The organism is Bacillus sp. FMQ74 (assembly GCF_001875785.1).
Lineage (GTDB): Bacteria > Bacillota > Bacilli > Bacillales > Bacillaceae > Bacillus > Bacillus stercoris.
The window spans coordinates 48,295-71,276 of record NZ_MOEO01000002.1 but is presented as its reverse complement, the minus strand read 5'-3'; the positions used below and the strand labels follow the sequence as shown (position 1 = coordinate 71,276).

Below are 22,982 nucleotides of genomic sequence, written 5' to 3'. Positions count from 1 at the left end.
CTATTCACAGTGATCATGTTCAGTATATCAAAGTCAGCTGAACGATTGCTATTCTGAGATTGATGAAAAAAATCCCCTTTTGACAAAGGGGATTTTTTTCTAGGCTCAGTTTGCCACAATATTGACAAGCTTGCCAGGCACCGCAATGATTTTCCGGATCGTTTTGCCTTCAAGCTGCTCTTTGACCTTTTCATCTGCTTGAGCAAGCTGTTCCAGCTGTTCTTTCGTTGCATCGGCAGGAACCTGTAATTTCGCTTTTACTTTTCCGTTCAGCTGAACAACGATTTCAACTTCATCATCCACAAGTTTCGTTTCATCATATACAGGCCAAGCTTCATAGGCAATTGTGCCGGAATGGCCAAGCTTCTCCCAAAGCTCTTCCGCTAAGTGTGGCGCGACAGGAGAAAGAAGCTTCACGAAGCCTTCCATATATTCTTTCGGCAATTCTGTTGCTTTATACGCTTCATTAATAAAGACCATCAGCTGGGAAATACCCGTGTTGAAACGAAGGCCTTCATAATGGTCTGTGACTTTCATAACTGTTTCATGATACACGCGCTCCAATGTTTCACCGGCGCCTTCAACGATTTTGCCATTAAGCTCACCGTTTTCTTCAACAAACAGGCGCCATACGCGGTCAAGGAAGCGGCGCGCGCCGTCTAAGCCTGATTCAGACCAGGCGATTGAAGCATCAAGAGGTCCCATGAACATTTCGTACAATCTCAGCGTATCAGCACCATGAGAGGCCACGATTTCGTCAGGATTGACAACGTTCCCTTTAGATTTACTCATTTTTTCGTTGTTTTCGCCGAGAATCATTCCTTGATTGTACAGCTTTTGGAACGGTTCTTTCGTCGGCACTACGCCGATATCATAAAGGAACTTATGCCAGAAGCGGGCATACAGAAGGTGAAGCACGGCATGTTCTGCACCGCCGATATACATATCGACCGGAAGCCATTTTTCCAATTTTTCTGGTGATGCCAGCTGATCCGGATTGTGCGGATCAATATAGCGCAAGAAATACCAGCAGCTTCCCGCCCATTGCGGCATTGTATTCGTTTCTCTTCTACCTTTTTTCCCTGTCTCAGGGTCTGTGACTTCCACCCACTCTTTAATGTTCGCAAGCGGTGATTCGCCCGTTCCGCTCGGTTTGATTTCATCCGTTTTCGGCAAAATCAGCGGCAGTTCCTCTTCCGGGACAGCTGTTGACGTTCCATCTTCCCAATGAATGACCGGAATCGGCTCGCCCCAATAACGCTGGCGGCTGAAGAGCCAGTCGCGAAGGCGGTACGTCACTTTCTTCTCGCCGTTTTTCGTTTCTTCCAGCCAAGCGATCACTTTCTCAATCGCTTCCTGTTTGTTAAGGCCGTTCAAGAAATCAGAGTTCACATGCTCGCCGTCGCCAGTGTAAGCTGCTTCCTCAACGTTCCCGCCTTTTACGACTTCCTTCACCGGAAGGCCGAATGTTTTGGCGAATTCAAAATCACGCTCATCGTGGCCAGGAACCGCCATGACAGCACCTGTTCCGTATGATGCAAGCACATAATCCGCAATCCAAATCGGCAGTTTTTCTCCGTTTACAGGATTGATCGCATACGCTCCTGTGAATACGCCTGTCTTTGTTTTTGCAAGATCCGTACGCTCAAGGTCACTCTTTGATTGAATTTCTTTGATATAAGCTTCAACAGCTTCTTTTTGCTCAGCCGTTGTGATGTTTTCCACCAATGCGTGTTCCGGAGCAAGGACAGTGTATGTAGCGCCAAATAGCGTATCTGGTCTTGTTGTAAACACCGTAAAGGAATCATCATGTCCATCTATAGCAAAATGAACGTGAGCGCCCTCCGAACGGCCGATCCAGTTGCGCTGCATATCTTTAATGCTTTCCGGCCAATCAAGCTCTTCCAAGTCTTCAAGGAGCCTGTCCGCATAGGCTGTGATTTTCAGCATCCACTGCTTCATTGGGCGTCTCTCTACCGGATGGCCGCCGCGTTCGCTCTTGCCGTCAATGACTTCTTCGTTGGCAAGAACCGTACCGAGTGCAGGGCACCAGTTTACAGGCACTTCGTCAACGTAAGCAAGGCCTTTTTCATAAAGCTTTAAGAAAATCCATTGCGTCCATTTGTAGTATTCAGGGTCAGTCGTATTGATTTCACGATCCCAGTCATATGAGAAGCCAAGCGCTTGAATTTGGCGGCGGAAATTATCAATATTCTGCTTCGTAAACACAGCGGGATCGTTCCCTGTGTCAAGCGCATATTGTTCAGCCGGCAGGCCGAATGCGTCCCAGCCCATTGGATGAAGGACATCATAGCCCTGCATGCGCTTCATGCGGGACAAAATATCCGTTGCAGTGTATCCTTCGGGATGGCCGACGTGCAACCCAGCTCCAGACGGATAAGGAAACATGTCCAGCGCGTAAAATTTTTGTTTTTCATTATTATCAAGAGTGGCAAATGTTTTGTTTTCAAGCCAATATGTTTGCCATTTCTTTTCTATCTCTTTGTGCTGAAAACTCAAAGTAAAAACCTCCTTCTGATTGAATACGGCGTGTATGGTTCAAGTATTGACGGGAAGGAGAGGATTATATTCAGAATATTCCCAAACTAAAAAAAACTCCCTCATCCCTAAAAGGGACGAGAGACTTTCGTTTTCCCGCGGTACCACCCTCGTTAGCGCGGCATACACCGCACTCACTTGATACTTTTAACGCAGTTATGCGTCAGCGGCTTTTCACCGCTGCAACTCTGAGGTGAGTTCGGAAACAAACTTGATTGACTTTCACCAGCCGTCAACTCTCTGCAACAATATCTGTTTCTTACTGCTCCTCTTCATTGTTCTTATCGCAACCGTAATCTAACTGTATTTTATAGAATTCTGTTCATAAGTGCAAGCAGGTTTGTATACAATGGGAATGTACCCTGAACGGGCGAAGAATGAGGACAATTATTCGGGTGGAGTTTTGGTTTGGCGTTTGGACTCGGCCGGTTCGCCGCCGCTGTTCAGTTCTCTCACAAAGTCAAAACTTCTGAGAACAGCTTCACCGCCGTAGCCTGAGATAATAGATAAGATGACAAGTTGAATTCCTGAATCGGGGTCAGCGGATAATACAAGTAAAATGGAAGCTGTCATTCCGATAAACCAATCTTCCAAAAATCCAAGGTAGATAAACCGCTTCGTCATTCTGGGCTTCTCCAGTCTGCCTCTCTTTTTCACATGACCGAGAATCCCCATGATTCCTCCAATTACACAAGCAATAAGTACCTGATGCAGCATCTTCATCATCACCTTCCTAAAGCCCTTATTTCGTAAAGCGACTTCAGGCCATCCAGCCCCCTTAAACGATTCCGATGATTTTCGATATCTACATACCGGCAAATCTGTAAAAAGCTTGTTTCTTCCATTATATGTGAACACATGATCGGTAAGCTTGATGCATTGGATTCATTTTTCACCCAGTGACATTGACCTAGTCACCTATTTAGCATGTAGAAACCTTTCCGTTCATATGTTCAAACTCTGTTCTTATTTTTAGTGTATACGAGGACAAGCCCTAATGACAAACAACAAACTGCACTTGCTTGAATCAGAACATGTGTTGTGCTACGGTTACTGTAGAATTCATTTTAAAAAGGGGAATATCAGGCTTTCGCATAGCAAGCTGACGGCCTAAGGGGGATTTATATGGCTAGTTTTCAATCATTTGGGATACCAGGACAGCTGGAAGTCATCAAAAAAGCGCTTGATCACGCGCGAGTCGGTGTGGTAATTACAGATCCTGCACTTGAAGATAATCCTATTGTCTACGTAAACCAAGGCTTTGTTCAAATGACCGGCTACGAGGCCGAGGAAATTTTAGGTAAGAACTGCCGCTTCTTACAGGGGAGACACACAGACCCCGCTGAAGTAGACAACATCAGAACCGCTTTACAAAATAAAGAACCGGTCACCGTTCAGATCCAAAACTACAAAAAAGATGGAACGATGTTCTGGAATGAATTAAATATTGATCCAATGGAAATAGAGGATAAAACGTATTTTGTCGGAATTCAGAATGATATCACCAAGCAAAAAGAATATGAAAAGCTTCTCGAGGATTCCCTCACGGAAATTACTGCACTTTCAACTCCTATTGTCCCGATTCGCAATGGCATTTCGGCTCTTCCGCTAGTCGGAAACCTGACAGAGGAGCGATTTAATTCCATCGTTTGCACATTGACGAATATCTTATCAACATCCAAAGATGATTATTTGATCATTGATTTATCCGGATTGGCCCAAGTGAACGAACAAACGGCTGACCAAATTTTCAAGCTGAGCCATTTGCTGAAATTGACCGGAACTGAGTTAATCATTACCGGCATTAAGCCTGAATTGGCCATGAAAATGAATAAACTGGATGCCAATTTTTCGTCGCTGAAAACATATTCAAATGTAAAGGATGCCGTTAAAGTGCTTCCGATTATGTAAAAAGATCCCGCTCATCCGGCGGGATCTTTTATTATGAAGAGATTGATGCCTGCTTATTTGTTTCTTTAGCTGATTTTAGCCGTTTGTCATATAGAAGCGTTGTGGCAATACTGATCAGCAGCAATACCAACAGAGATAAAACAAGAGCCTTAATGCCGTAATGATCGACAAGCACTCCTCCGAATAGGGGACCAATCATTCTGCCGCCTGTCGCCGCACTGTTGACAAAGCCTTGATAAAAGCCTTCTTTCCCTTTAGGGGCAAGCTGATTGGCAATTGTCGGCACAGCAGGCCAAACAAGCATTTCTCCGATCGTCAGGATCACCATCGCAGCGAGAAACATCGGAAATTGCTTTGCAGTCAGCAGCATGCTGAAAGACACAATAAAAATGATAAAGCCGATGACCATTTGCGCTTTAAGCGACTCGGCCCATTTTTTCACAACAAAACTGACGAGCGGCTGGCCGAGCACAATGAGAATTCCGTTAACCGTCCACAGCACACTGTATAAGGAAAGAGATATTCCAATGCTTTGTGTGTACGAAGCAATTGTGGTTGACCACTGAGAATAAGCCAGCCATCCGAGTACATAGCCTCCGCTTAAAATGATGAGGGCGGCAAATTTTGCTTTGCTGTTCACAGCATCGTAATCAAGCACAGATGTTTGGGACGCATCTCCCGTCTGAATATTTCGAAATCCGAAATATACGATAAAGAAAAAGACCAGATACAATACGGCATTCGCCAAAAATACATATGAAAACGAGAAAGATGCCACGACACCGCCAAGCGCTGAACCGACGGCCACACCCGCGTTTTGCGCGACGTATATCGCATTAAATGCCTTCCTTCCCCCTTCAGGCCATACCGATCCTGCCATTGCGTAGCTGGCCGGAAAAACAACACCGGAGCCAAAGCCCACAATCGTCAGCAGCACAATATAGGCCGGCCAATCATGAAAAAAGACAAGGCCCATCAGGCTTGCTAACGTAATCGCAATCCCAAGCATAATCGATTTAAAGCCGCCTATTTTATCAAACAAAAAACCGCCGCATAAATTTCCAGCTACACTGGCGCCGGAATTCAGCATCAGGACAAGTCCGGCTACTGTTAACGACTTTCCCAAATGATTATGGATATAAATCGTATTCAGCGGCCATAAAAAAGAAGCACCCGTCACATTGATAAACATTCCAATAACTAATATTTTAAGAGCACGCGGCATACTCATCCCCCTTTCTTCCCTAAAAAAGCTCATGAAAAAAACGAAACCTAAAACGGCTCCGTACGAATCCAATAATCATAGCACATTCATTCTATCTGTCTATCTCACATTTTTCAACTGATGAGCGTGAAAAAATCTAACAAATATGGTTCAAAAAATGTAAAATAAATAGAAAAAGGGGTCATATTATGGAAATGGTATTAGCATTTTTAGGTTTTCTTGCGTGTCTCATTTCGCTTGGCTACGGATTGTATCACCTCGCCAGATATGTTTTGAAAAAAGAAAAACGTTTCTCTAAAAGACTTTTTTGGCCGCTTTTGATAGGAGGCCTGGTGCTGCTCTTCACCGGGGCAGGATTGTCAGAACCTGATGCTGCCGCAGCAAATGCCGAGAAAAAATATTCAGCGCTAAACGCCGAATATAAAAGCCTCACAAAAGAGCACGAAGAACTTGAGAAAGAATATAAATCTGTCAGCTCTGAAGCAAAGAAATTAAAAGACAACAAAGAAGATCAAGACAAGCTTGAGAAGCTTAAAAACGAAAATAGCGAACTAAAGAAGACTCAGAAATCATTAAAAGCTGAGATTAAAGAGCTTCAAGAAAATCAAAAGCAGCTCAAAGAAGATGCAAAAACGGCAAAGGCTGAAAATGAAACACTCCGACAAGATAAAACAAAGCTTCAAAATCAATTAAAAGAGACAGAAAGCCAAACTGCAAGTTCTCATGAAGACACTGGAAGTTCTTCAAACAATACGAATAAAAGTGATGAAACCAAAACAGCTGACAAAGCAGAAGGCTGTAATATCAAAGGAAGCAAAAACGGCATCTACCACACGCCAGGCAGTACATACTATGACCGGACAACCGATCCGGCTGAAATGTTTTGCTCAGTTGAAGAAGCTGAAGCCGCCGGTTACCGGGCGCCTAAACGATAAACAAAAAGCTCCAGAATGTCTGGAGCTTTTTCTGTTTCATAACGACGATTTAATGACCTTCTTATAATAAAGAACTGACAGAAAACCAAAAATGGAGTAGAGCGCAGTATATAACACCATCACCATAATCATAGGCGCCCATACCTCTGATCCGAATAAGAACCAGCCGGATTGGACGGCAAAGTAACTGTGGAAGAGGCCGACAACGAGCGGAATGCCGAAGTTGTACATTTGTTTGATGCGTATTCCCTTTATTAGGTCGCCCTGCGTAAAACCGAGTTTTCTTAAAATCGTATAACTCGGTTTTTCATCTTCACTTTCACCCATTTGTTTAAAATAAAGGATACAACCTGATGTAATCAGGAACGTTAACCCCAAGAAGCCGACGATGAACATCACAATACCAAACAGTGATTTTTGCGCAGCGCTTGTATCCAGTCTTGATAAATGCTCGTTTTTCTTGTTCACCTGTTGAAAAAGCTCATTTGCTGTTTCCATTTGATCTTTATGTTTCACATTGATGCCGATAAATGTAGATTGCGCCAGCTGAATGCGGGGGTCTTTATCCTTGTCCAGCTGTTTAAACAGGCTGTCATCCACAATGACAGTGGGCATGCCTCCGCTTGTAAACGTGTAGGATACAAGAAACTCTTCTCTTAATCCTTTATATTTTAATGGTTGCGTCTCATGCTTGCTTTTGACTTTAATAACACCAGAGTCCTTGAAAACCATTATTTTTTGCAGCAAGTCGGTGTATCCTGAGAAAACGGCTTCTCCAGCCGCTACATCATCTCCTTTTACATCTTTGTCGCTAACAACAGCAAGCTGCATATTGCTGGGATCGCCCTGCATCTCTTTCGGAGTTCCATCCATGATATTTGCAATGTCAACATTTGCTTGCAGGACAGGGGTTACTTTTTTAATAAACGAGATGTTGCTTTCACTCAAACTGTTTTCAAATAACTTGGCATCTTTCTCATTCATGAATGAAAAATCAGCCGCTACATTTTGTTCAGCGGTCTTTTCTGACGAGTAATACGAGATGTAAGCAAGAGATAACAGCCCGATTGCGAGCGCTGAAACCGTTGTAATAATCGTCAGCAGCAAAGCGTTCGATTTCATTCTGAACATGATTGACGATAGTGACAGGACCTCAGAAATATTTAAGTAGCCACCCTTGCTTTTTCGAATGATGTTCGAGATAAATGTAACCGAACCTTTATAAAACAAAAACGTCCCGATAATGACGCTCCCGAGGATGAAGCTCATCGCACCAAACAGTTCATTAATGGTCTTGAATTTTCCGCCAAACAGCTCAGAAGACACATAGTATCCTGTCAAAATCAGCACGATGCCTAAAGCGCCCAACAGCATTTGGAAAAATGATATTCTTTTCACTTTATCTTCAGTGGAGGACGTTACTTTAAACAAAGATAAAATACTCTGTTTTTTGATAAACGTATAATTCATGATCATGATCAAAAGGTAAATGCCGCAAAACACAATGACCGTTTGGCTCAAGGCCTGCTCGGAAAAATGCAGCTTCGCATCCGCTTTGACATCGACAATTTTGAACAGAATCATCAGGACCAGCTTCGATATCGAAAACCCGGCCACTACCCCGATCGCTAATGAACCGAAATACAGCATGACATTTTCTGCACTTAAGATGCGAAAAATTTTATGTTTTGTCATTCCAATTAATTGAAACAGCCCGATTTCTTTACTCCGTCTCTTAATAAAAATCGTATTGGCATATAAAATGAAGATCGCCACCACAGCCACAAGCAAAATCGAAGCGGTTTTAATAGCTGCAGCTCCCTTGATCGAAGCCTTCACTTCGTTAATTGCTGGATCATACTGCAGCGTGACAAAGGCGAAATAAAGCGCCACGCTAAAGATGAGCGCAAACACATACAAATAGTAATTTCGGAGATTCTTTTTCAAATTTCGCAGGATGAGCTGATTAATGTTCATGCTGCACCCCGCCTAACACGCCTTGCGTTTTCATAATATCCTGGAAAAACGTCTGCCTGTCCTGGCCCCCTTTATTCAGCTGTGTATACATCTGCCCGTCCTTAATAAAAATGACTCTGCCACAGTAGCTGGCCGCGACGGGATCATGGGTAACCATTATAATCGTGGCGTTGCGTTTTTGGTTGAGCTGGCTCAGCTTGTTTAATAAATCGGAGGCCGATTTCGAATCGAGCGCACCGGTCGGCTCATCAGCGAAAATAATGCTCGGGTCATGAATAAACGCTCTTCCGGCGGATGTTCTCTGCTTCTGGCCGCCGGAAATTTCATTCGGGTATTTATCCCGCAATTCATATATTCCCAGTTCCTTTGCAACTTCCTCAAACTTGCGATTGGCTTCCTTTTTTGACAGTTTCGTGATTGATAATGGCAGAAGGATATTTTCTTTCACTGTCAATGTGTCTAACAAATTGTAATCCTGAAAGATAAACCCTAAATGCTGTTTTCTGAATTCAGCCAGCTGCTTTTCCTTCATAGCCGTCATGTCATTTCCATTAATATGAATGGTTCCGTGACTGACCTGATCGATTGAGGACAGAACGTTGAGCAAAGTGGTTTTTCCTGACCCGGAAGCACCCATAATACTGACGAATTCCCCCTTTTCAATGTGAATATCGATGCCCTTCAGCACTTCCTGTTTATTCAGCTTGTTTCCATAACTTTTTCGAATTTTATTCGCTTCTAAAATCACCATTTACGCAGTCTCCTTTATATTGGATAATCTCATTATAAAAAGGAATGCCGGGCTTTTCCTTCGATACGGCGAACAAAAAAGAAAAGCATGTGACATTTTCGTCACACGCTTATGACCCGTTCAAATTGATTCCGTTTCGGGAAGGTTAATGTAAAAGCTGTCCCCGCACCGAACTCCGACTCAACATCAATATGAATCAATAACGGCGCCGCTGCTTTTTTCACCAAGTACAGCCCCATGCCAGTGGACGCTTGATTATGGTGATCTGTTGTGGATGTAAACCCTTTATCAAAAATACGCGGTACATCTTTTGGATCAATGCCCCTGCCACAGTCTTTCACTTGGAGCTGCGTCTGTTCCCCTTTATGAAAGCTTTTGATCTCAATTTCAGAGGCTTCGCTGTATTTCACCGCATTTGTCAGCAGCTGCCTGATGATAAACGCCAGCCATTTTGCATCACTCAGCACTTCTTCGGCCTCAAGCTGTATGTCAAAACCGACCCCTTTTTGGATACACCACGATTGTAAATCTTTGATTTCCTTGAAAATCAAAGGCTGTAGCTGAATAAATTCTACAGACAGATCGTTTTCAATAAATGAAATTCGTTTTTGATGAAGCTGCTGATCAAGAAGCAGGTGAATACGCAGCCATTCATATGACAGCTGGGATTTCAAAGCTTTTTCTTCCATTCTATCAATGATTAAATGCATCGCTGTTAATGGGGTTTTGACCTCATGAATCCATGCCATCAGCTCATCTTTTTCATTTTCCAATGCTAAGCGGTGCTGTGTTGCAGTTTGCTTCAAGTGTTCCGTTTGCCCGGTAATGCTTCTTTCAACGATTGCTTCAAATGGCGTTTCCGGTTCATTTATGGCAGTCACATCGAGATTGTTTTCCCATGTTTTCAGGCTTTTATAAAACGCGGTTTCTTTCCGATAGCGGAACCATAGGAATATAACAAAAAACAAGATGCACAAATACACCATATAAAGAACATTTCCAAATGATATGGAAGGATCAACAAAAGCTACGACCAGCATTAAAGCCTGCTGAAACAAAAACGCGGCAATCCAGCTCCGCCTTTCGATAAGGAATGCTTTAATCATAGAACTTGTCCTCTTCCTTCGCGATGTAGCCCTGGCCCACCTTTGTCTCGATATATGCACCAAGCTGCAGGACGTCCAGTTTTTTTCGCAGGCGATTGACATTGACGGTCAGCGTATTATCACTAACAAAACGCTCATCGTTCCACAAGCTTCTGATCAGCTCTTCCCGGCTGACGATCTTGTTTTTTTGCTCTATTAATTGTTTTAGAATGAACATTTCATTTTTGGTCAGTTCAACAGATCCTTTGTCATTGCTGACGAGGTTTTGCTCCGCGTCTACAGCAGCGCCGCACCACGTTTTAATCGTACTCGGCACCGTATTATAATGGTGCACACGCCGGAACATCGCTTGGATTTTCGCGATCAGCACATCGAAATGAAATGGCTTTTGAATAAAGTCATCTGCCCCGAGCTGCATGGACATCACCATATCAGCAGGATGATCCCGGGAGGATAAAAAGAGAATCGGAACATTTGACCGGGAGCGGATCAGCCGGCACCAATGAAAACCGTCAAATTTAGGAAGCTGTACATCAATAATGACACAATCAGGATTAACCGCCGCAAATTCCTGCAGCACCTGACTGAAATCCTGAATGCCGTATACATCATAGGACCATCCCGTTAAACGATCCTTGATTTCATGAAAAAGCGATTCATCATCTTCAATCAGCAAAAGTTTAAACAATCGACTCACCGCACTTTTTCCTTTTTTATCAAGTGTATAGCAAAACGCTATCATGCGCTATAGAAAAAGCCGGCTGTCTCAGCCGGCTCGTTCGCATTATAATTCTCTTCTCAACGCTGTCAGCACGTTGGTTTTGGTTGCTTTTCTCGCCGGGTTCATTCCGGAAATCACCGCAACCCCTCCGCAAATCACAACGGCAATGATCACAAGGCTTGCCGGGATATAGGAGAATGTGTAATTCAAATCGCCCGCATCGCTTCCGCTTGTTGCCGCGAGAATCATCGGAACGGCCAGGTTGACAAGATAGCTAACGCCGTAGGAAATGATAATTCCAATCACACAGCCTAAAATTCCGATATACGCGCTTTCCATCAGGAACATTCGACGAATGATAGACGGACTCGCCCCAATCGCTTTCATAATGCCGATCTCTTGCGTTCTCTCTGTCACCGCCATCGTCATTGTGTTAAAAATACCTATCGCAGAAATGATAACCGCGATACATCCGACAAAGATCAGTCCGATTTTGAAGACCATGAAGAAGGTGTTGGCTCCCTCAAGTTCGGTAGTCACTGATGTGACATAATACCCGTCATCTGTTAGATCATTTGTCAGCTGTTCCACATTCTCAAACTTATCAGCAAAAACGCCAATGTTCGTTTCAACATTTCCGCCTTTGAAATCTAAGAATTCCGAAAAATCTTTTTTGAATTGATCACTGATGAAAATGTTTGAGTCCTCCATCCAGTCTTGAGATGGTTTTTTTGTAATACCGACAATTTTAAAGTCATATGTTTTTGTTTTTGTAACATCCCCTGTTTTAGGATCTGTCTTCGATACACTTAGTTCAATTGTTTTGTTCAGAATGTCTTTTGTATAGCCCTTTGGTTCTTTTATATCTTCTGGATTGCCTTTTGCCTCTTCGATTTTTTTGTTATATTCTTCCGATTCTTTTTTCGTCAATAATCTCTTTGCGAAGTCGTATCCTACTACGATTTCATTTTCCGACTTTGCGACTCTTCCCTTTTCCAATTCCATATTGGCCTTTAATTCATCATTCATATTAGTAAAAATGAGATTTGAGCTTTCATTTGTGCGATTGCCTAAAGTAGCTTTGTTTGGTTCATATACTTGTGTTCTTTCTACAACTGACCTTACGTGATCGTACTTCTCTAAATCAGCTTTTTTAATAGGCTTGTCCCCTTCCTTGCCCATTACACTGACTTTCGTTACAATCTGCTGGCTCATTGTCATATCTGTAATCGTCTTTTGAATCCCAAATCCAACCGACGACAGCACAACCAAAAACGCACACGCCATTGTTGTCGCAAGAATCGTCATAAAGACGCGAAGCCTGTTTTTCTTCATATTTCTTCTGATAAAATGAACCTGATCCTTAAACCTCAACGGTAATTCCCCCTTTTAGCACACCATCATGGAGCTGAAATTTTGAATGCCCGATAGAAGCGACTTCATCATCGTGAGTAATGATCACAAATGTAATGCCACGCTCGCGATTCAGCTGCTGAATCAATTCCAGCACTTCATGTTCCGTTTCTGAATCAAGGCTTCCCGTCGGCTCATCCGCTAAAATAATCGAAGGATTTAAAATCAACGCTCGAGCAATACTGACACGCTGCTGCTGGCCGCCTGACAGTTCATTCGGATAATGAGCGGCGTGGTTTTCCAGACCGACACGTTTCAGCATGTCCTGCACCTTTTGCTTCCGCTCAGATGGCTTGATTCCTTTTAACGCCAGCGGCATTTCCACATTCTCATACGTCGTTAAACCCGGGATGAGCTGAAAGCTTTGGAAAATAAACCCGAAATGGTCAAGCCGAAATTGCGCCCATTCCTTTTCATTAAACCCCGTCACATCAGTGCCATTAATGACAATCCGCCCTTTTGTCGGTGATATGTAGCCGGATATTAAATTCAGAAGCGTTGATTTTCCTGATCCGCTTCGTCCGACAATACAGGCGATTTCCCCTTTTGCCACACGTAATGAAACATCCTTCAATACTGGAACTTCATTCTCACGGCCCTTTTTTCCGATCTTGAAAGAATGGTCGATATGCTGAACATCTATCATATGTTCTCTCTCCCTTACAAAAGTTTCGTTTTTTTATAAATCGCAAAATAACTAATCAAGAAACCGATTACCGCGCCTGCAGCCATGCCAATGAGATAGCCTGCAAAGCTCTCGCTGGCAGAAAATCCAAAGTACCCAAAGCCCATGATTCCTATGATAATAACGATGATCTGCACCGGACGGTCAAGCGGCTTCCATAAGAAGAAGTACCCGTTTCTTTCATTAGACAGTTTGACAAAACTAACATAGCCGATGATGTAGAAGATGATAGTCATGATAGCCGGAATCACTAAATAATATGGTGAATTCTCAGCCCATTTCGAGTCTACATAGATTATCGGAATGAAATACTGCACCCATTTAGGTATTGGACCATGGATAAAATCAATTGATCCGCCAAAAAGGATCTCGAGGTTGATCGCAGGCAGGCTGATGAGTAAAAATGGCGAAATGGCCACGGTAAATGAGACCAAAAGCTGTGCAAAAATATTGCCTGTCAGAGCTCCTCCTGCCATAACAAGCGAATAAGCCAGCATGCTGACAATGATCATTCCAAGGCTGTAATTGTGAAAATAAACGGCCTGATCTGGCTTCAAAAGCATGATCAGCAAAACAGACAAAACATAACCTATGAGCTGCGGCACCACAATCACCATTCCGCCAATAAGGAACTTCGCATGAAATATCTGCCCTCGTGTATATGGAAGGCTTAATGTAAAATCAAAGAAGCTCTTGCTACGTTCAATTCCAAGCTGGCTGACTGCCAAAACGACTCCCCAAATCCAAAAAAATGAGATAAATGTGCCGTTTAAATAGTTAATCGAAAATACGCAGTTTCCGACCCAATCGTTCTGATGATCGACGCAGCCTTGATATGAGATGTACGTATTTAAAACTGTAAAAGGATTGCTGAGCATTAATACGAAAAAAACGGTGGTTAGCAGAGCTTTATTTTGCTTCCACTCTTTATAAAACAGTCCGGAATCCGGCAACTCACTTCCCTCCAAACCTAAGGCATTTCTTACACTTTTGTTTTCTTATAAATAGCGAAGTAGCTCACAAAGAATCCAACAACTGCCCCAATAATCATTCCTAAAATATAACCAATAATGGATTGGCCGGCAGAATATCCAAACAAACCAAATCCAAGAATACCAAAAGCGATAACCAGAATTTGTACCGGACGATCTAATCTGTTCCACAGGAAAAAGGATCCGTTTCGTTCACTTGGGTGCTTTTTAAAGCTTATAAAGCCAATAAAGTAAAACAGAATGCTCATAGCGGCTGGAATCAATAAAATATATTTACTATCGATAAGCCAATCATTTGCAACATAAACAAGGGGAACAAGATAGTATAAATTGTTTGTCAGTTTAAAATAACCCTCAGCTGAAGGGAACATTTCCCATAAATTCACACCAAAAATAACTTCCATGTTACCAACCGGCAATGCAACAATTAAATATGGCAATACCGCAGTAGCAAATGCCGTTAATAACTGGGCAAAAGCATTTCCAGTTAACGCTCCGGCGGCCATCACAAGTGAGTAAGCCATAAAGCTAATCACGATTACTCCAACACTGCTGTGCTCAAAATAGTAGACATGCTCAGGTTGGTAAACAAGAATCAGCAGCCAAGCAAGTAAAAAACCAATCAGTTGTGACAACACAATCACAAAACCGCCTAACCAAAATTTCGTCTGGAAAATTTGGCTTCTGTTATACGGGAGGCTTAATATAAAATCCATCGTGCCTTTCGAACGCTCCATTCCCAGGAAGCAGACCGCCAAAATGACCCCCGGCACCCAGTTGATATCTATTAGATTGCTCCTATGAAAATTCACAATAAACTCACAATATTGCGTCTCTTGAGCCAGACACCCTTGATAAGACAAATACGTATTAACAATAGAAAGCGGATTGGCCAGCACTAAAAATGCAATACTTAACAAAATCACCACTTGATTCTGTTTCCACTCTCGATAGAGGAGACCTCGGTCTACCATCTCCGCTTCCCTCCAAACTTCGCAATGAACACTTCTTCCAAGTTGACAGGAAGCTCATTCCATACTTTTGGCTTCAGCTCTCTCAAAAAGCTCTTTTTCTCCTCATCGCTTTTCGGAATCAGCACTGTGTAAAACACGCCAGCCTGATCGAGCATCGGAATGTTTTGCTCTCTGATGGCCAAATTGACATCTGTATCGAAGGCCATTTGAATTTTAATGTATTCTTCTTTTAACTCATCAAGATCCATGACGTTGGTCAGGCTGTTATCTTCAAGAAAACCAATTCGGTTGCACATCCGCTCTATGTCTTCAAGCCGATGGGACGTAATCAGGATACTCGTATCACGCTCTGCCACTTCATCGACCATCAGCTGCAGCACATCATGTCTAGTTACCGCATCAATACCGTCCGTCGGCTCATCCAGGAGAATCAGCGCCGGTCTTGCCGCAAACGACAGAACGAGCGACAGCTGTTTTTTCATGCCTGTCGACAGCTCACGGTATTTTTTCGTTTCCGGAATTTCGTATCTGTTCATCAGTTCATTCGCGTACGTGACATCAAATTTCGGATATATTCTTCTCAGGATATCGACAAGCTGCTTGTATGTATACTTATCGTAAAACGGATTTTGAACAGGCATATAGATGATATTTTGTTTGACCTTCGGGTGCTTTTTGATTTCTACGCCGTCAAATAAAATCGTTCCGCTGTCAGCGAAAATGATTTGCTGGATTAAGCGAAGCATCGTCGTTTTGCCCGATCCGTTGCGTCCAAGCAATCCAAAGATTTCTCCTTTTTCGATTGTTAATGAAACATCTTTTAATACTTGATTGCCGTCAATCGTTTTTGACAGCTGCCGCAGTTCAATCATTTTTTTTGCCTCCCTTCACATCAGCGCTGATTTCCTTTATCCATTCGTGCAGTTTTTCCAGCTCAACCCCTGCATAGTGTGCATCGATGATGAGCTGTTTGAGTTGCTCTTTAATCATCGTCATCTTCCCTTCAACCAGTGTCGTTTTTGCATTCTCCGATATATAGGTCCCTCTGCCCCGCAGCGTTTCAATAATCCCCTCTCGCTCAAGCTCTTTATACGCTTTGCTGACAGTGTTCGGATTCGCAATAATGATCGTTGCCAATTCTCTGACAGAAGGAAGCTTATCACCAGGCTTCATGATCCCTTTCAAACAAAGCTCTTTCATTTGCTGAATAATTTGTTCGTAAATGGGTGTTGAGCTTCTTGGATCGATTTGAATCATTTACTTCCCTACTTTCTATACGATCTGAACCTTTATAGATAAAAATGATCAATTATGCTTTTTTGCCATTCAAAACCGATCATCACGAGAACAAGAAAAAAAGAACAAGCGATCACAGATGCCGCAATCAGCATTGGCACGTTACGTTTGTTTCGTTTTTTATGTTTCATAACTGGCCTCCCTTAATGTCAATATATAAATGATGTTATATTAGTGTCTATAGTGTATTACTTCAATTAGTACACTTAATACAATAAATACTTTGACTCACAAAGTCAATCCTTTTTTTACAAAAAAACGGACCCTTTTAAAAGGGTCCGTTTCCTACACATCAAGAGGGTGCTGCAGGATCATATTATTTTGCAAAACTTGAAGCTGAAGCCTCATTCTGTACAGCTGTCCTCTCTGCTGATCATTTGACGACAGCCAGAGTTTATTCAAGGCATTTACCGCATCTTCTAGCTGCATTTGCGCATCACTATATTCTTGATCGTTATAATGCTCTTGTTTAGAAGCGATTTTCAGCTGTTCTTCAGCATAATCATAGGCCTGCATACATTGCTGGAGATGTTCATCTACTGATTGTCTTGTTGCCACAGTAACCCCTCCTCTTGGTAATGGAAATCATCCATCATTCATATTGTAGCCTCATCTGACTTTGTTCAATAAAGTAATTTATGGTCGATATTCATTTGTTCTCTTGTGAAATGCGTGCTACAATTTTAGGATGCAATCGTACGCAAGGAGGCACATGAATTGTGATGCAGAACAATCCTTTTCCTTATTCAAATACGGAAAAACGCTATCATACATTGAATTATCATCTTAGAGATTATTTCGGCCATAAGGTATTTAAGGTGGCGCTTGACGGAGGCTTTGACTGTCCAAACCGGGATGGCACCGTTGCCCACGGAGGCTGTACGTTTTGCAGCGCAGCAGGCTCCGGCGATTTTGCCGGGAACCGGGCCGATGATTTAATTACGCAATTCCATGACATCAAAAACCGCATGCACGAAAAATGGAAGGACGGCAAATACATCGCTTATTTTCAGGCTTTCACCAACACGCATGCCCCGGTTGATGTGCTTCGTGAGAAATTCGAATCCGTCCTCGCCTTAGATGATGTGGTTGGCATTTCGATCGCCACACGCCCGGACTGTCTGCCTGATGATGTCGTTAATTACTTGGCAGAGCTGAATGAACGTACGTATTTGTGGGTGGAGCTGGGGCTTCAAACAGTTCATGAACGGACTGCACTTCTGATCAACCGCGCACATGATTTTAACTGTTATGTGGAAGGCGTCAATAAATTAAGAAAACACGGCATACGTGTCTGCTCGCATATTATCAACGGGCTGCCTTTGGAAGACCGGGACATGATGATGGATACGGCAAAGGCCGTCGCAGATTTGGACGTTCAGGGCATTAAAATCCATCTGCTTCACCTACTGAAAGGCACGCCAATGGTCAAGCAATATGAAAAGGGAAAGCTGGAATTCCTTTCTCAAGATGATTATGTGCAGCTCGTCTGCGATCAGCTTGAGATCATTCCGCCGGAAATGATCGTCCACCGCATTACAGGTGACGGTCCGATCGAATTGATGATTGGGCCAATGTGGAGCGTCAACAAATGGGAAGTGCTTGGCGCCATTAATAAAGAGCTGGAAAATCGAGGCAGCTATCAAGGGAAGTTGTTTCAACGGCTTGAGGAGGAATCAGCGCTATGATTTTGAAGAAAATTCTTCCTTACAGCAAAGAACTGCTGAAAATGGCCGCGGGAGAAGGAGATATCGTTGTAGATGCAACGATGGGCAACGGACATGATACACAGTTTTTAGCGGAGCTTGTCGGTCAAAACGGCCATGTGTACGCTTTTGACATTCAAGAATCAGCCGTGGCCAATACACAGGAACGGCTCGGTGAGACTTATCAAGCGCGGACAACATTATTTCACAAAAGCCATGACAAAATCGCTGAATCCCTTCCGCCTGAAACACATGGCAAAGTGGCGGCCGCGGTATTTAACCTCGGTTATTTGCCGGGCGGGGACAAATCCATTACAACAAACGGCAGTTCAACGATCAAAGCAATTGAACAGCTTCTCAGCATCATGAAAGACGAAGGCCTGATCGTTCTCGTCGTCTATCATGGCCACCCGGAAGGCAAAGCGGAAAAAAACGATGTGCTTGAGTTTTGCCGGGACTTGGACCAGCAAACAGCCCGTGTATTAACATACGGATTTATCAATCAGCAAAATGACCCGCCATTTATTGTCGCCATCGAAAAAAAAGCTCAGATCAGCAAATGATTTGAGCTTTTTTCTTTGAGCTTTTCATCCAGGACATTTTTTGAAATTTCCGGTAGGCTCTGCCGTTGATATAAAAGAAAAAGGAAGTTTTTCCGCTGGCTTTGATCAGCTTCCTTGCGAGCCGGCCCATTTCCTTTTGGCCCGCCACTTTATCATCCGACAAATAAACGCCAAGCAAGCCTCGATTGATTAAACGATGGAAGTTTTCATGCGGAATGCCTTGTAAATGCTCGTCGGCTTTATGGATAAAGTGTTCAAGCCGATTCATCATCTCTTCATGAGACTGATAATACGAGCAGAAATTCAAGTCTCCTTCCAGCAAGTCCTCCTCTTGATCAATTAAATAATCAAGCAGAATATGAAGGCCCTGTATGTAAGGAAAATAACTGTCGCGGATTTTTTTAGCGGTGCTTTCTGTGAAATCAGGCTGGAACGAATACGCAACTAGACAGAAAATGCCTAACGTTGAACCTGCACAGGCTGAAAATTCATACCATTCCATCTCAGGGAGCTCTGATTCATATTGAGTAAACCACTTTTCAAGCCGCGGAACACGTTCATGCTCAATGACATGCTTATGCACCTGCAAATCGCAATAATAGCCGCACAGTTCAAGCAGATAAGGTTTAATCATGTCATAGTGCTCAATGGAGCCGAGAACACGCTGGCACGTTTTAACCAGTTCATGCAAATATCCGCTGTCATCCTGTTCTTCTCTGAATTGATAATAGTTTTGCAGTTCAGCCCCTACTGTCAGTGCGTCCTGCATTGAGGCATGGAGCATCCGAAAGTCCTGCGGGTCAAGTGAGGTGCTGCGGTCACACAGATTGTCCAAATAATCACTAATCGTTTGATACGCGATGATAAACTCGACACATTTCTGTTTTTGGCTGCCTGACAATAAAGCCAGTATTCCGCCGCCTTCACAGTGAAACGTTTTGTCCCGAATACTTGCGGTTGCCTGCGCTTTTAACTCACTGTTATGAATCGATTCTGATTTTTGCTTCCATATGTCCAGCTCTTGATGAACGAGCGGAAAAATATCTCGATATACCTTTGCCATCAATCCAAAAGGATGTTCCGGTACTGTCAACACATGCACCCCCAACTAGTTCAAATATATTGATCAGTAAACGCTCTTGCTGCTTTAAAGACATCTTCTCTTTCGGGTTCATTAAAGATCTCATGATAAAGCCCTTCCCACTCTCTGTACGCTTTATTATGAGAAGCAACACCATTAAACCACTTGATGACCATCGTTTTATCAACAAGCTTATCATCACCGGCCTGCATCACAAGAAGCGGCACTTTCAAAAATGCATCTGTCGGCACCATCGCTGATTCAATTGTCTTTAAAAGCTCTCTGTACCATCTGACAGAAACTTTCCTGACGTATAACGAATCATTTTGGTCAGCCTCGATGACGTCCTCATTGCGCGTCGCCATATCAATTGATAATCCCGAATCAACCTTAAGCGACGGAGCGATGACATTCAGGCCTCTTGATGCAAGGTCAAGCGCTTTATTGACTTTAATTTGCAGTCCGAGACACGGTGATGATAAAATAATTCCCGTAATGCGGGGATTTCTTTGTTGTTTAAGCCATTCAATCGCGACCAGACCGCCCATGCTGTGACCTAAAAGAAAAACCGGCAGATCAAAGGTTCGCGCTTTATCTATCCAAGCATCTACTTCATCAATGTATTCTTGAAAAGAGCGAATATGCCCTCTCGCCCTTGTCGTTGTTCCCTGTCCAGGCAAATCGCCCATGACAACGTGATAACCCGAAGATCGCCACATTTCAATCAGCCATTTATATCGTCCGTGATATTCACTTGCCCCGTGAATGATTACAATCACTGCAACAGGTCTGTCTGCTTTCCAGGTCCACATGCTCTTCACCTCATACGAAATTTAAATAGAGAAAGAAGGATGAATCTGATGATCTACCCTTATAAGGAACACATGCCAGATATCCACCCAACAGCCTTTATAGCTGATAATGCAACAATTACCGGTGATGTCGTGATCGGAGAACAGTCCAGCGTTTGGTTTTCTGTTGTCATAAGGGGAGATGTTGCGCCGACCAGAATCGGAAACAGAGTCAATATCCAAGATTTGAGCTGCCTCCACCAAAGCCCGAACCAGACGCTTCTCATTGAAGATGACGCCACGATAGGCCATCAGGTTACACTTCACAGCGCTGTCATCCGCAAGAACGCCTTAATTGGCATGGGCTCAATCATTTTAGACGGAGCCGAAATTGGCGAAGGCGCCTTTATTGGTGCCGGCAGTCTGGTTCCGCCCGGAAAAATCATTCCGCCTGGCCATCTCGCCTTTGGCCGCCCTGCAAAAGTCATCCGCCCTTTGACGGAAGAAGACCGAAAAGATATGCAAAGAATACGGTCAGAATATGTAGAAAAGGGCCAATATTATAAATCACTTCAACAAACATAAGACCTGCTTCGTCTTACTTTACCATTTTTCAAATTATATTTGAAAGCAATAACCATCGTTAACCCGGACGTCATGACAGTTCGGGTTTCGATTTTTCCATAAAACGTTCACATGTCGCATTAAACGTATGACTTTTATCTTATCACAAAATTATAAACAGCCTCTGCAAAAACCCATACCTATTCTTTCCTGTTCTCTATTTTCTATGAGCACACAAAAAGAGCCCACTGGGAGCTCTTTTTGTCAGCTGATATTTCGTTCGCTGTCATTAGCCGCATTTTTTTTATGAAAACCTTTTCCATAGTAAACGGCAAGCAAGATGAGAAACCATATCGGCCCGATAATCACGGCTACTCTTGTATCAGGGCTGTAAGCCATAAGAATGACAACGAATGCTAGAAACGCCAATGACACATAAGACGTAAACGGAAAGAAAGGCATTTTGTACTTTAAGTGTTTCTTTTCTTCGGGCTTCAAACTTTTCCTGTATTTGATTTGAGAAAGCAAAATGATCGCCCACGTCCAAATCGCTCCGAACGTCGCAATACTTGTAACCCAGGTAAATACCTTTGCAGGGACAACGTAGTTTAACAGCACTCCGACTAATAAAGCGCCCGCTGAAGCCAGAACAGCTTTACCCGGGATGCCGCCTTTCGTCAACTGACCGTATGCTTGTGGCGCCTCTTTCTGTTCCGCCAGGTTAAACAGCATCCGCCCTGTGCTGAAAATACCGCTATTGCATGAAGACAGCGCGGCTGTCAACACGACAAAGTTAATGATGCCTGCAGCTGATGGAATGCCCACTTTTTGAAATGTGAGAACAAATGGGCTTCCTTGGGAGCCAATTTCCTGCCACGGATAAATAGACATAATGACAAATAAAGCGCCTACATAAAAAATCAAAATCCGCCAAAATACTGTATCGATTGCTTTGGCTAACGATTTTTGCGGGTTTTTCACTTCGCCAGCCGTCACCCCGATCATTTCAATCCCTAAATAGGCGAACATCACCATTTGAAGTGACAATAAAACCCCTTTTATTCCATGAGGGAAAAATCCTCCGTTGTTCCATAAATTGCTGATTCCAGTTGCAATGCCCCCATTGCCGACTCCTGCAATAATCATCAATAAACCGACAGCAATCATAGATAGGATCGCGACAATCTTAATCAATGCGAACCAAAATTCCAGCTCCCCGTAAGCTTTGACAGCCAGGAAATTAACACCCGTCATAATGATCAGCGCCGATAATGCCCAAATCCAGTTTGGCACATCAGGAAACCAGAACCCCATATAGATGCCAACAGCAGTAATTTCAGCCATACAGGTGACAACCCATAAAAACCAGTAGTTCCACCCTGTTAAATAGCCTGCAAGCGGTCCCAAATAATCACGCGCATACCTGCTGAAGGAACCGGCAACCGGTTTTTGAATGGCCATTTCCCCAAGCGCTCTCATAATAAAAAACATGACCAAGCCGCTTGCGGCATATGCTACCAAAATACCTGGCCCTGCTAATTGAATAGCTGATGCGGAGCCTAGAAACAATCCCACTCCTATGGCAGCTCCTAAAGACATTAAAGAAATATGCCTTTCTTCGAGTCCGCGGTGCAGCTCTTGTTTTTGTTTTTGCATGCTTCTTCTCCCCTAGAAAAAAATATCATTAAATCATTTTTCTGAATATTTCGTGTGGATTGGGTAAATCAATGAT

General features: G+C 43.2%; 23 protein-coding genes and 1 other annotated feature. Of the genes, 5 read left to right on the top strand and 18 right to left on the bottom strand.

The annotated features are described in order from the left end of the window. Positions 1-105: 105 nt before the first annotated feature. Positions 106-2,520, bottom strand: a complete 2,415-nt coding sequence (gene leuS, locus BLL41_RS04860) for a leucine--tRNA ligase (protein WP_071576978.1) — start codon at positions 2,518-2,520, stop codon at positions 106-108. Positions 2,521-2,629: 109 nt separating this feature from the next. After that, positions 2,630-2,844 (bottom strand) — a binding site (T-box leader). Positions 2,845-2,946: 102 nt separating this feature from the next. After that, entirely contained in the window at positions 2,947-3,282 is a 336-nt protein-coding gene (locus BLL41_RS04855) for a DUF4257 domain-containing protein (RefSeq protein WP_003246114.1), read from the bottom strand. Positions 3,283-3,684: 402 nt separating this feature from the next. Between BLL41_RS04855 and ytvA the strand changes: the two genes are divergently transcribed. After that, a complete protein-coding gene (gene ytvA, locus BLL41_RS04850) occupies positions 3,685-4,470 on the top strand; it encodes a YtvA family blue-light photoreceptor (RefSeq protein WP_071576977.1) in 786 nt (261 codons plus the stop codon). Positions 4,471-4,501: 31 nt separating this feature from the next. Here ytvA and BLL41_RS04845 read toward each other — a convergent pair whose 3' ends face one another. Then, positions 4,502-5,695 (bottom strand): MDR family MFS transporter, encoded by a 1,194-nt coding sequence (locus BLL41_RS04845; protein ID WP_071576976.1) that lies wholly within the window; start codon positions 5,693-5,695, stop codon positions 4,502-4,504. A 188-nt stretch (positions 5,696-5,883) separates the two neighbouring features. Here BLL41_RS04845 and BLL41_RS04840 point away from each other — a divergent pair, with 188 nt between their 5' ends. Continuing rightward, positions 5,884-6,630 (top strand): LMBR1 domain-containing protein, encoded by a 747-nt coding sequence (locus tag BLL41_RS04840; RefSeq protein ID WP_071576975.1) that lies wholly within the window; start codon positions 5,884-5,886, stop codon positions 6,628-6,630. A 36-nt stretch (positions 6,631-6,666) separates the two neighbouring features. Here BLL41_RS04840 and bceB read toward each other — a convergent pair whose 3' ends face one another. The 12 genes from bceB to BLL41_RS04780 all read right to left on the bottom strand — a co-directional run bounded on the left by bceB (position 6,667) and on the right by BLL41_RS04780 (position 17,103). Further along, positions 6,667-8,607 (bottom strand): bacitracin ABC transporter permease BceB, encoded by a 1,941-nt coding sequence (gene bceB / locus BLL41_RS04835; protein ID WP_071576974.1) that lies wholly within the window; start codon positions 8,605-8,607, stop codon positions 6,667-6,669. Further along, positions 8,597-9,358: a bacitracin ABC transporter ATP-binding protein BceA gene (gene bceA / locus BLL41_RS04830; RefSeq protein ID WP_003229137.1), complete on the bottom strand. Its 762-nt coding sequence runs from the start codon at positions 9,356-9,358 to the stop codon at positions 8,597-8,599. Before bceA ends, bceB begins: the two co-directional genes overlap by 11 nt. Positions 9,359-9,459: 101 nt before the next feature. Next, positions 9,460-10,464, bottom strand: coding sequence for a two-component sensor histidine kinase BceS (gene bceS / locus BLL41_RS04825; RefSeq protein WP_071576973.1), 1,005 nt, complete (start codon positions 10,462-10,464; stop codon positions 9,460-9,462). Continuing rightward, a complete protein-coding gene (bceR, locus tag BLL41_RS04820) occupies positions 10,457-11,152 on the bottom strand; it encodes a two-component response regulator BceR (RefSeq protein WP_071576972.1) in 696 nt (231 codons plus the stop codon). The genes bceS and bceR overlap by 8 nt, the downstream gene beginning before the upstream one ends. A gap of 96 nt (positions 11,153-11,248) precedes the next feature. Continuing rightward, positions 11,249-12,559, bottom strand: coding sequence for an ABC transporter permease YtrF (gene ytrF, locus BLL41_RS04815; RefSeq protein WP_015251399.1), 1,311 nt, complete (start codon positions 12,557-12,559; stop codon positions 11,249-11,251). Then, the gene (ytrE, locus tag BLL41_RS04810; RefSeq protein WP_047183063.1) at positions 12,549-13,244 is read right to left on the bottom strand and encodes an ABC transporter ATP-binding protein YtrE; all 696 of its coding nucleotides are present in this window, start codon (positions 13,242-13,244) and stop codon (positions 12,549-12,551) included. Before ytrE ends, ytrF begins: the two co-directional genes overlap by 11 nt. 14 nt (positions 13,245-13,258) lie before the next feature. Beyond that, entirely contained in the window at positions 13,259-14,236 is a 978-nt protein-coding gene (gene ytrD, locus BLL41_RS04805; protein ID WP_071576971.1) for an ABC transporter permease YtrD, read from the bottom strand. Between the two features lie 29 nt (positions 14,237-14,265). Then, a complete protein-coding gene (gene ytrC / locus BLL41_RS04800; RefSeq protein WP_071576970.1) occupies positions 14,266-15,249 on the bottom strand; it encodes an ABC transporter permease YtrC in 984 nt (327 codons plus the stop codon). Continuing rightward, entirely contained in the window at positions 15,243-16,121 is an 879-nt protein-coding gene (ytrB, locus tag BLL41_RS04795) for an ABC transporter ATP-binding protein YtrB (RefSeq protein ID WP_071576969.1), read from the bottom strand. The genes ytrC and ytrB overlap by 7 nt, the downstream gene beginning before the upstream one ends. After that, positions 16,114-16,506 carry a GntR family transcriptional regulator YtrA gene (gene ytrA / locus BLL41_RS04790; protein ID WP_003229121.1) on the bottom strand — a complete coding sequence of 131 codons (393 nt, stop codon included), beginning with the start codon at positions 16,504-16,506 and terminating at the stop codon, positions 16,114-16,116. Before ytrA ends, ytrB begins: the two co-directional genes overlap by 8 nt. A gap of 32 nt (positions 16,507-16,538) precedes the next feature. Continuing rightward, entirely contained in the window at positions 16,539-16,676 is a 138-nt protein-coding gene (locus BLL41_RS22510; protein ID WP_003229119.1) for a hypothetical protein, read from the bottom strand. 154 nt (positions 16,677-16,830) lie between these two features. Next, a complete protein-coding gene (locus tag BLL41_RS04780; RefSeq protein WP_071576968.1) occupies positions 16,831-17,103 on the bottom strand; it encodes a YtzC family protein in 273 nt (90 codons plus the stop codon). A 161-nt stretch (positions 17,104-17,264) separates the two neighbouring features. Here BLL41_RS04780 and mnmL point away from each other — a divergent pair, with 161 nt between their 5' ends. Further along, positions 17,265-18,233, top strand: a complete 969-nt coding sequence (gene mnmL, locus BLL41_RS04775) for a tRNA modification radical SAM protein MnmL/YtqA (RefSeq protein ID WP_071576967.1) — start codon at positions 17,265-17,267, stop codon at positions 18,231-18,233. After that, positions 18,230-18,814 carry a tRNA 5-(aminomethyl)-2-thiouridylate-methyltransferase MnmM gene (mnmM, locus tag BLL41_RS04770; protein WP_069840176.1) on the top strand — a complete coding sequence of 195 codons (585 nt, stop codon included), beginning with the start codon at positions 18,230-18,232 and terminating at the stop codon, positions 18,812-18,814. Before mnmL ends, mnmM begins: the two co-directional genes overlap by 4 nt. Here the strand turns inward: mnmM and tbcS are convergent. After that, the gene (gene tbcS / locus BLL41_RS04765; protein ID WP_071576966.1) at positions 18,804-19,907 is read right to left on the bottom strand and encodes a tetraprenyl-beta-curcumene synthase; all 1,104 of its coding nucleotides are present in this window, start codon (positions 19,905-19,907) and stop codon (positions 18,804-18,806) included. The two genes, mnmM and tbcS, sit on opposite strands and share 11 nt — an antisense overlap. A gap of 20 nt (positions 19,908-19,927) precedes the next feature. After that, entirely contained in the window at positions 19,928-20,707 is a 780-nt protein-coding gene (gene ytpA / locus BLL41_RS04760; RefSeq protein WP_071576965.1) for a phospholipase YtpA, read from the bottom strand. Positions 20,708-20,755: 48 nt separating this feature from the next. Here ytpA and BLL41_RS04755 point away from each other — a divergent pair, with 48 nt between their 5' ends. Beyond that, a complete protein-coding gene (locus tag BLL41_RS04755; RefSeq protein ID WP_071576964.1) occupies positions 20,756-21,271 on the top strand; it encodes a gamma carbonic anhydrase in 516 nt (171 codons plus the stop codon). Positions 21,272-21,514: 243 nt separating this feature from the next. Here the strand turns inward: BLL41_RS04755 and alaP are convergent, their stop codons facing one another. Next, a complete protein-coding gene (gene alaP / locus BLL41_RS04750; protein WP_014665079.1) occupies positions 21,515-22,906 on the bottom strand; it encodes an alanine permease AlaP in 1,392 nt (463 codons plus the stop codon). Positions 22,907-22,982 lie beyond the last annotated feature (76 nt).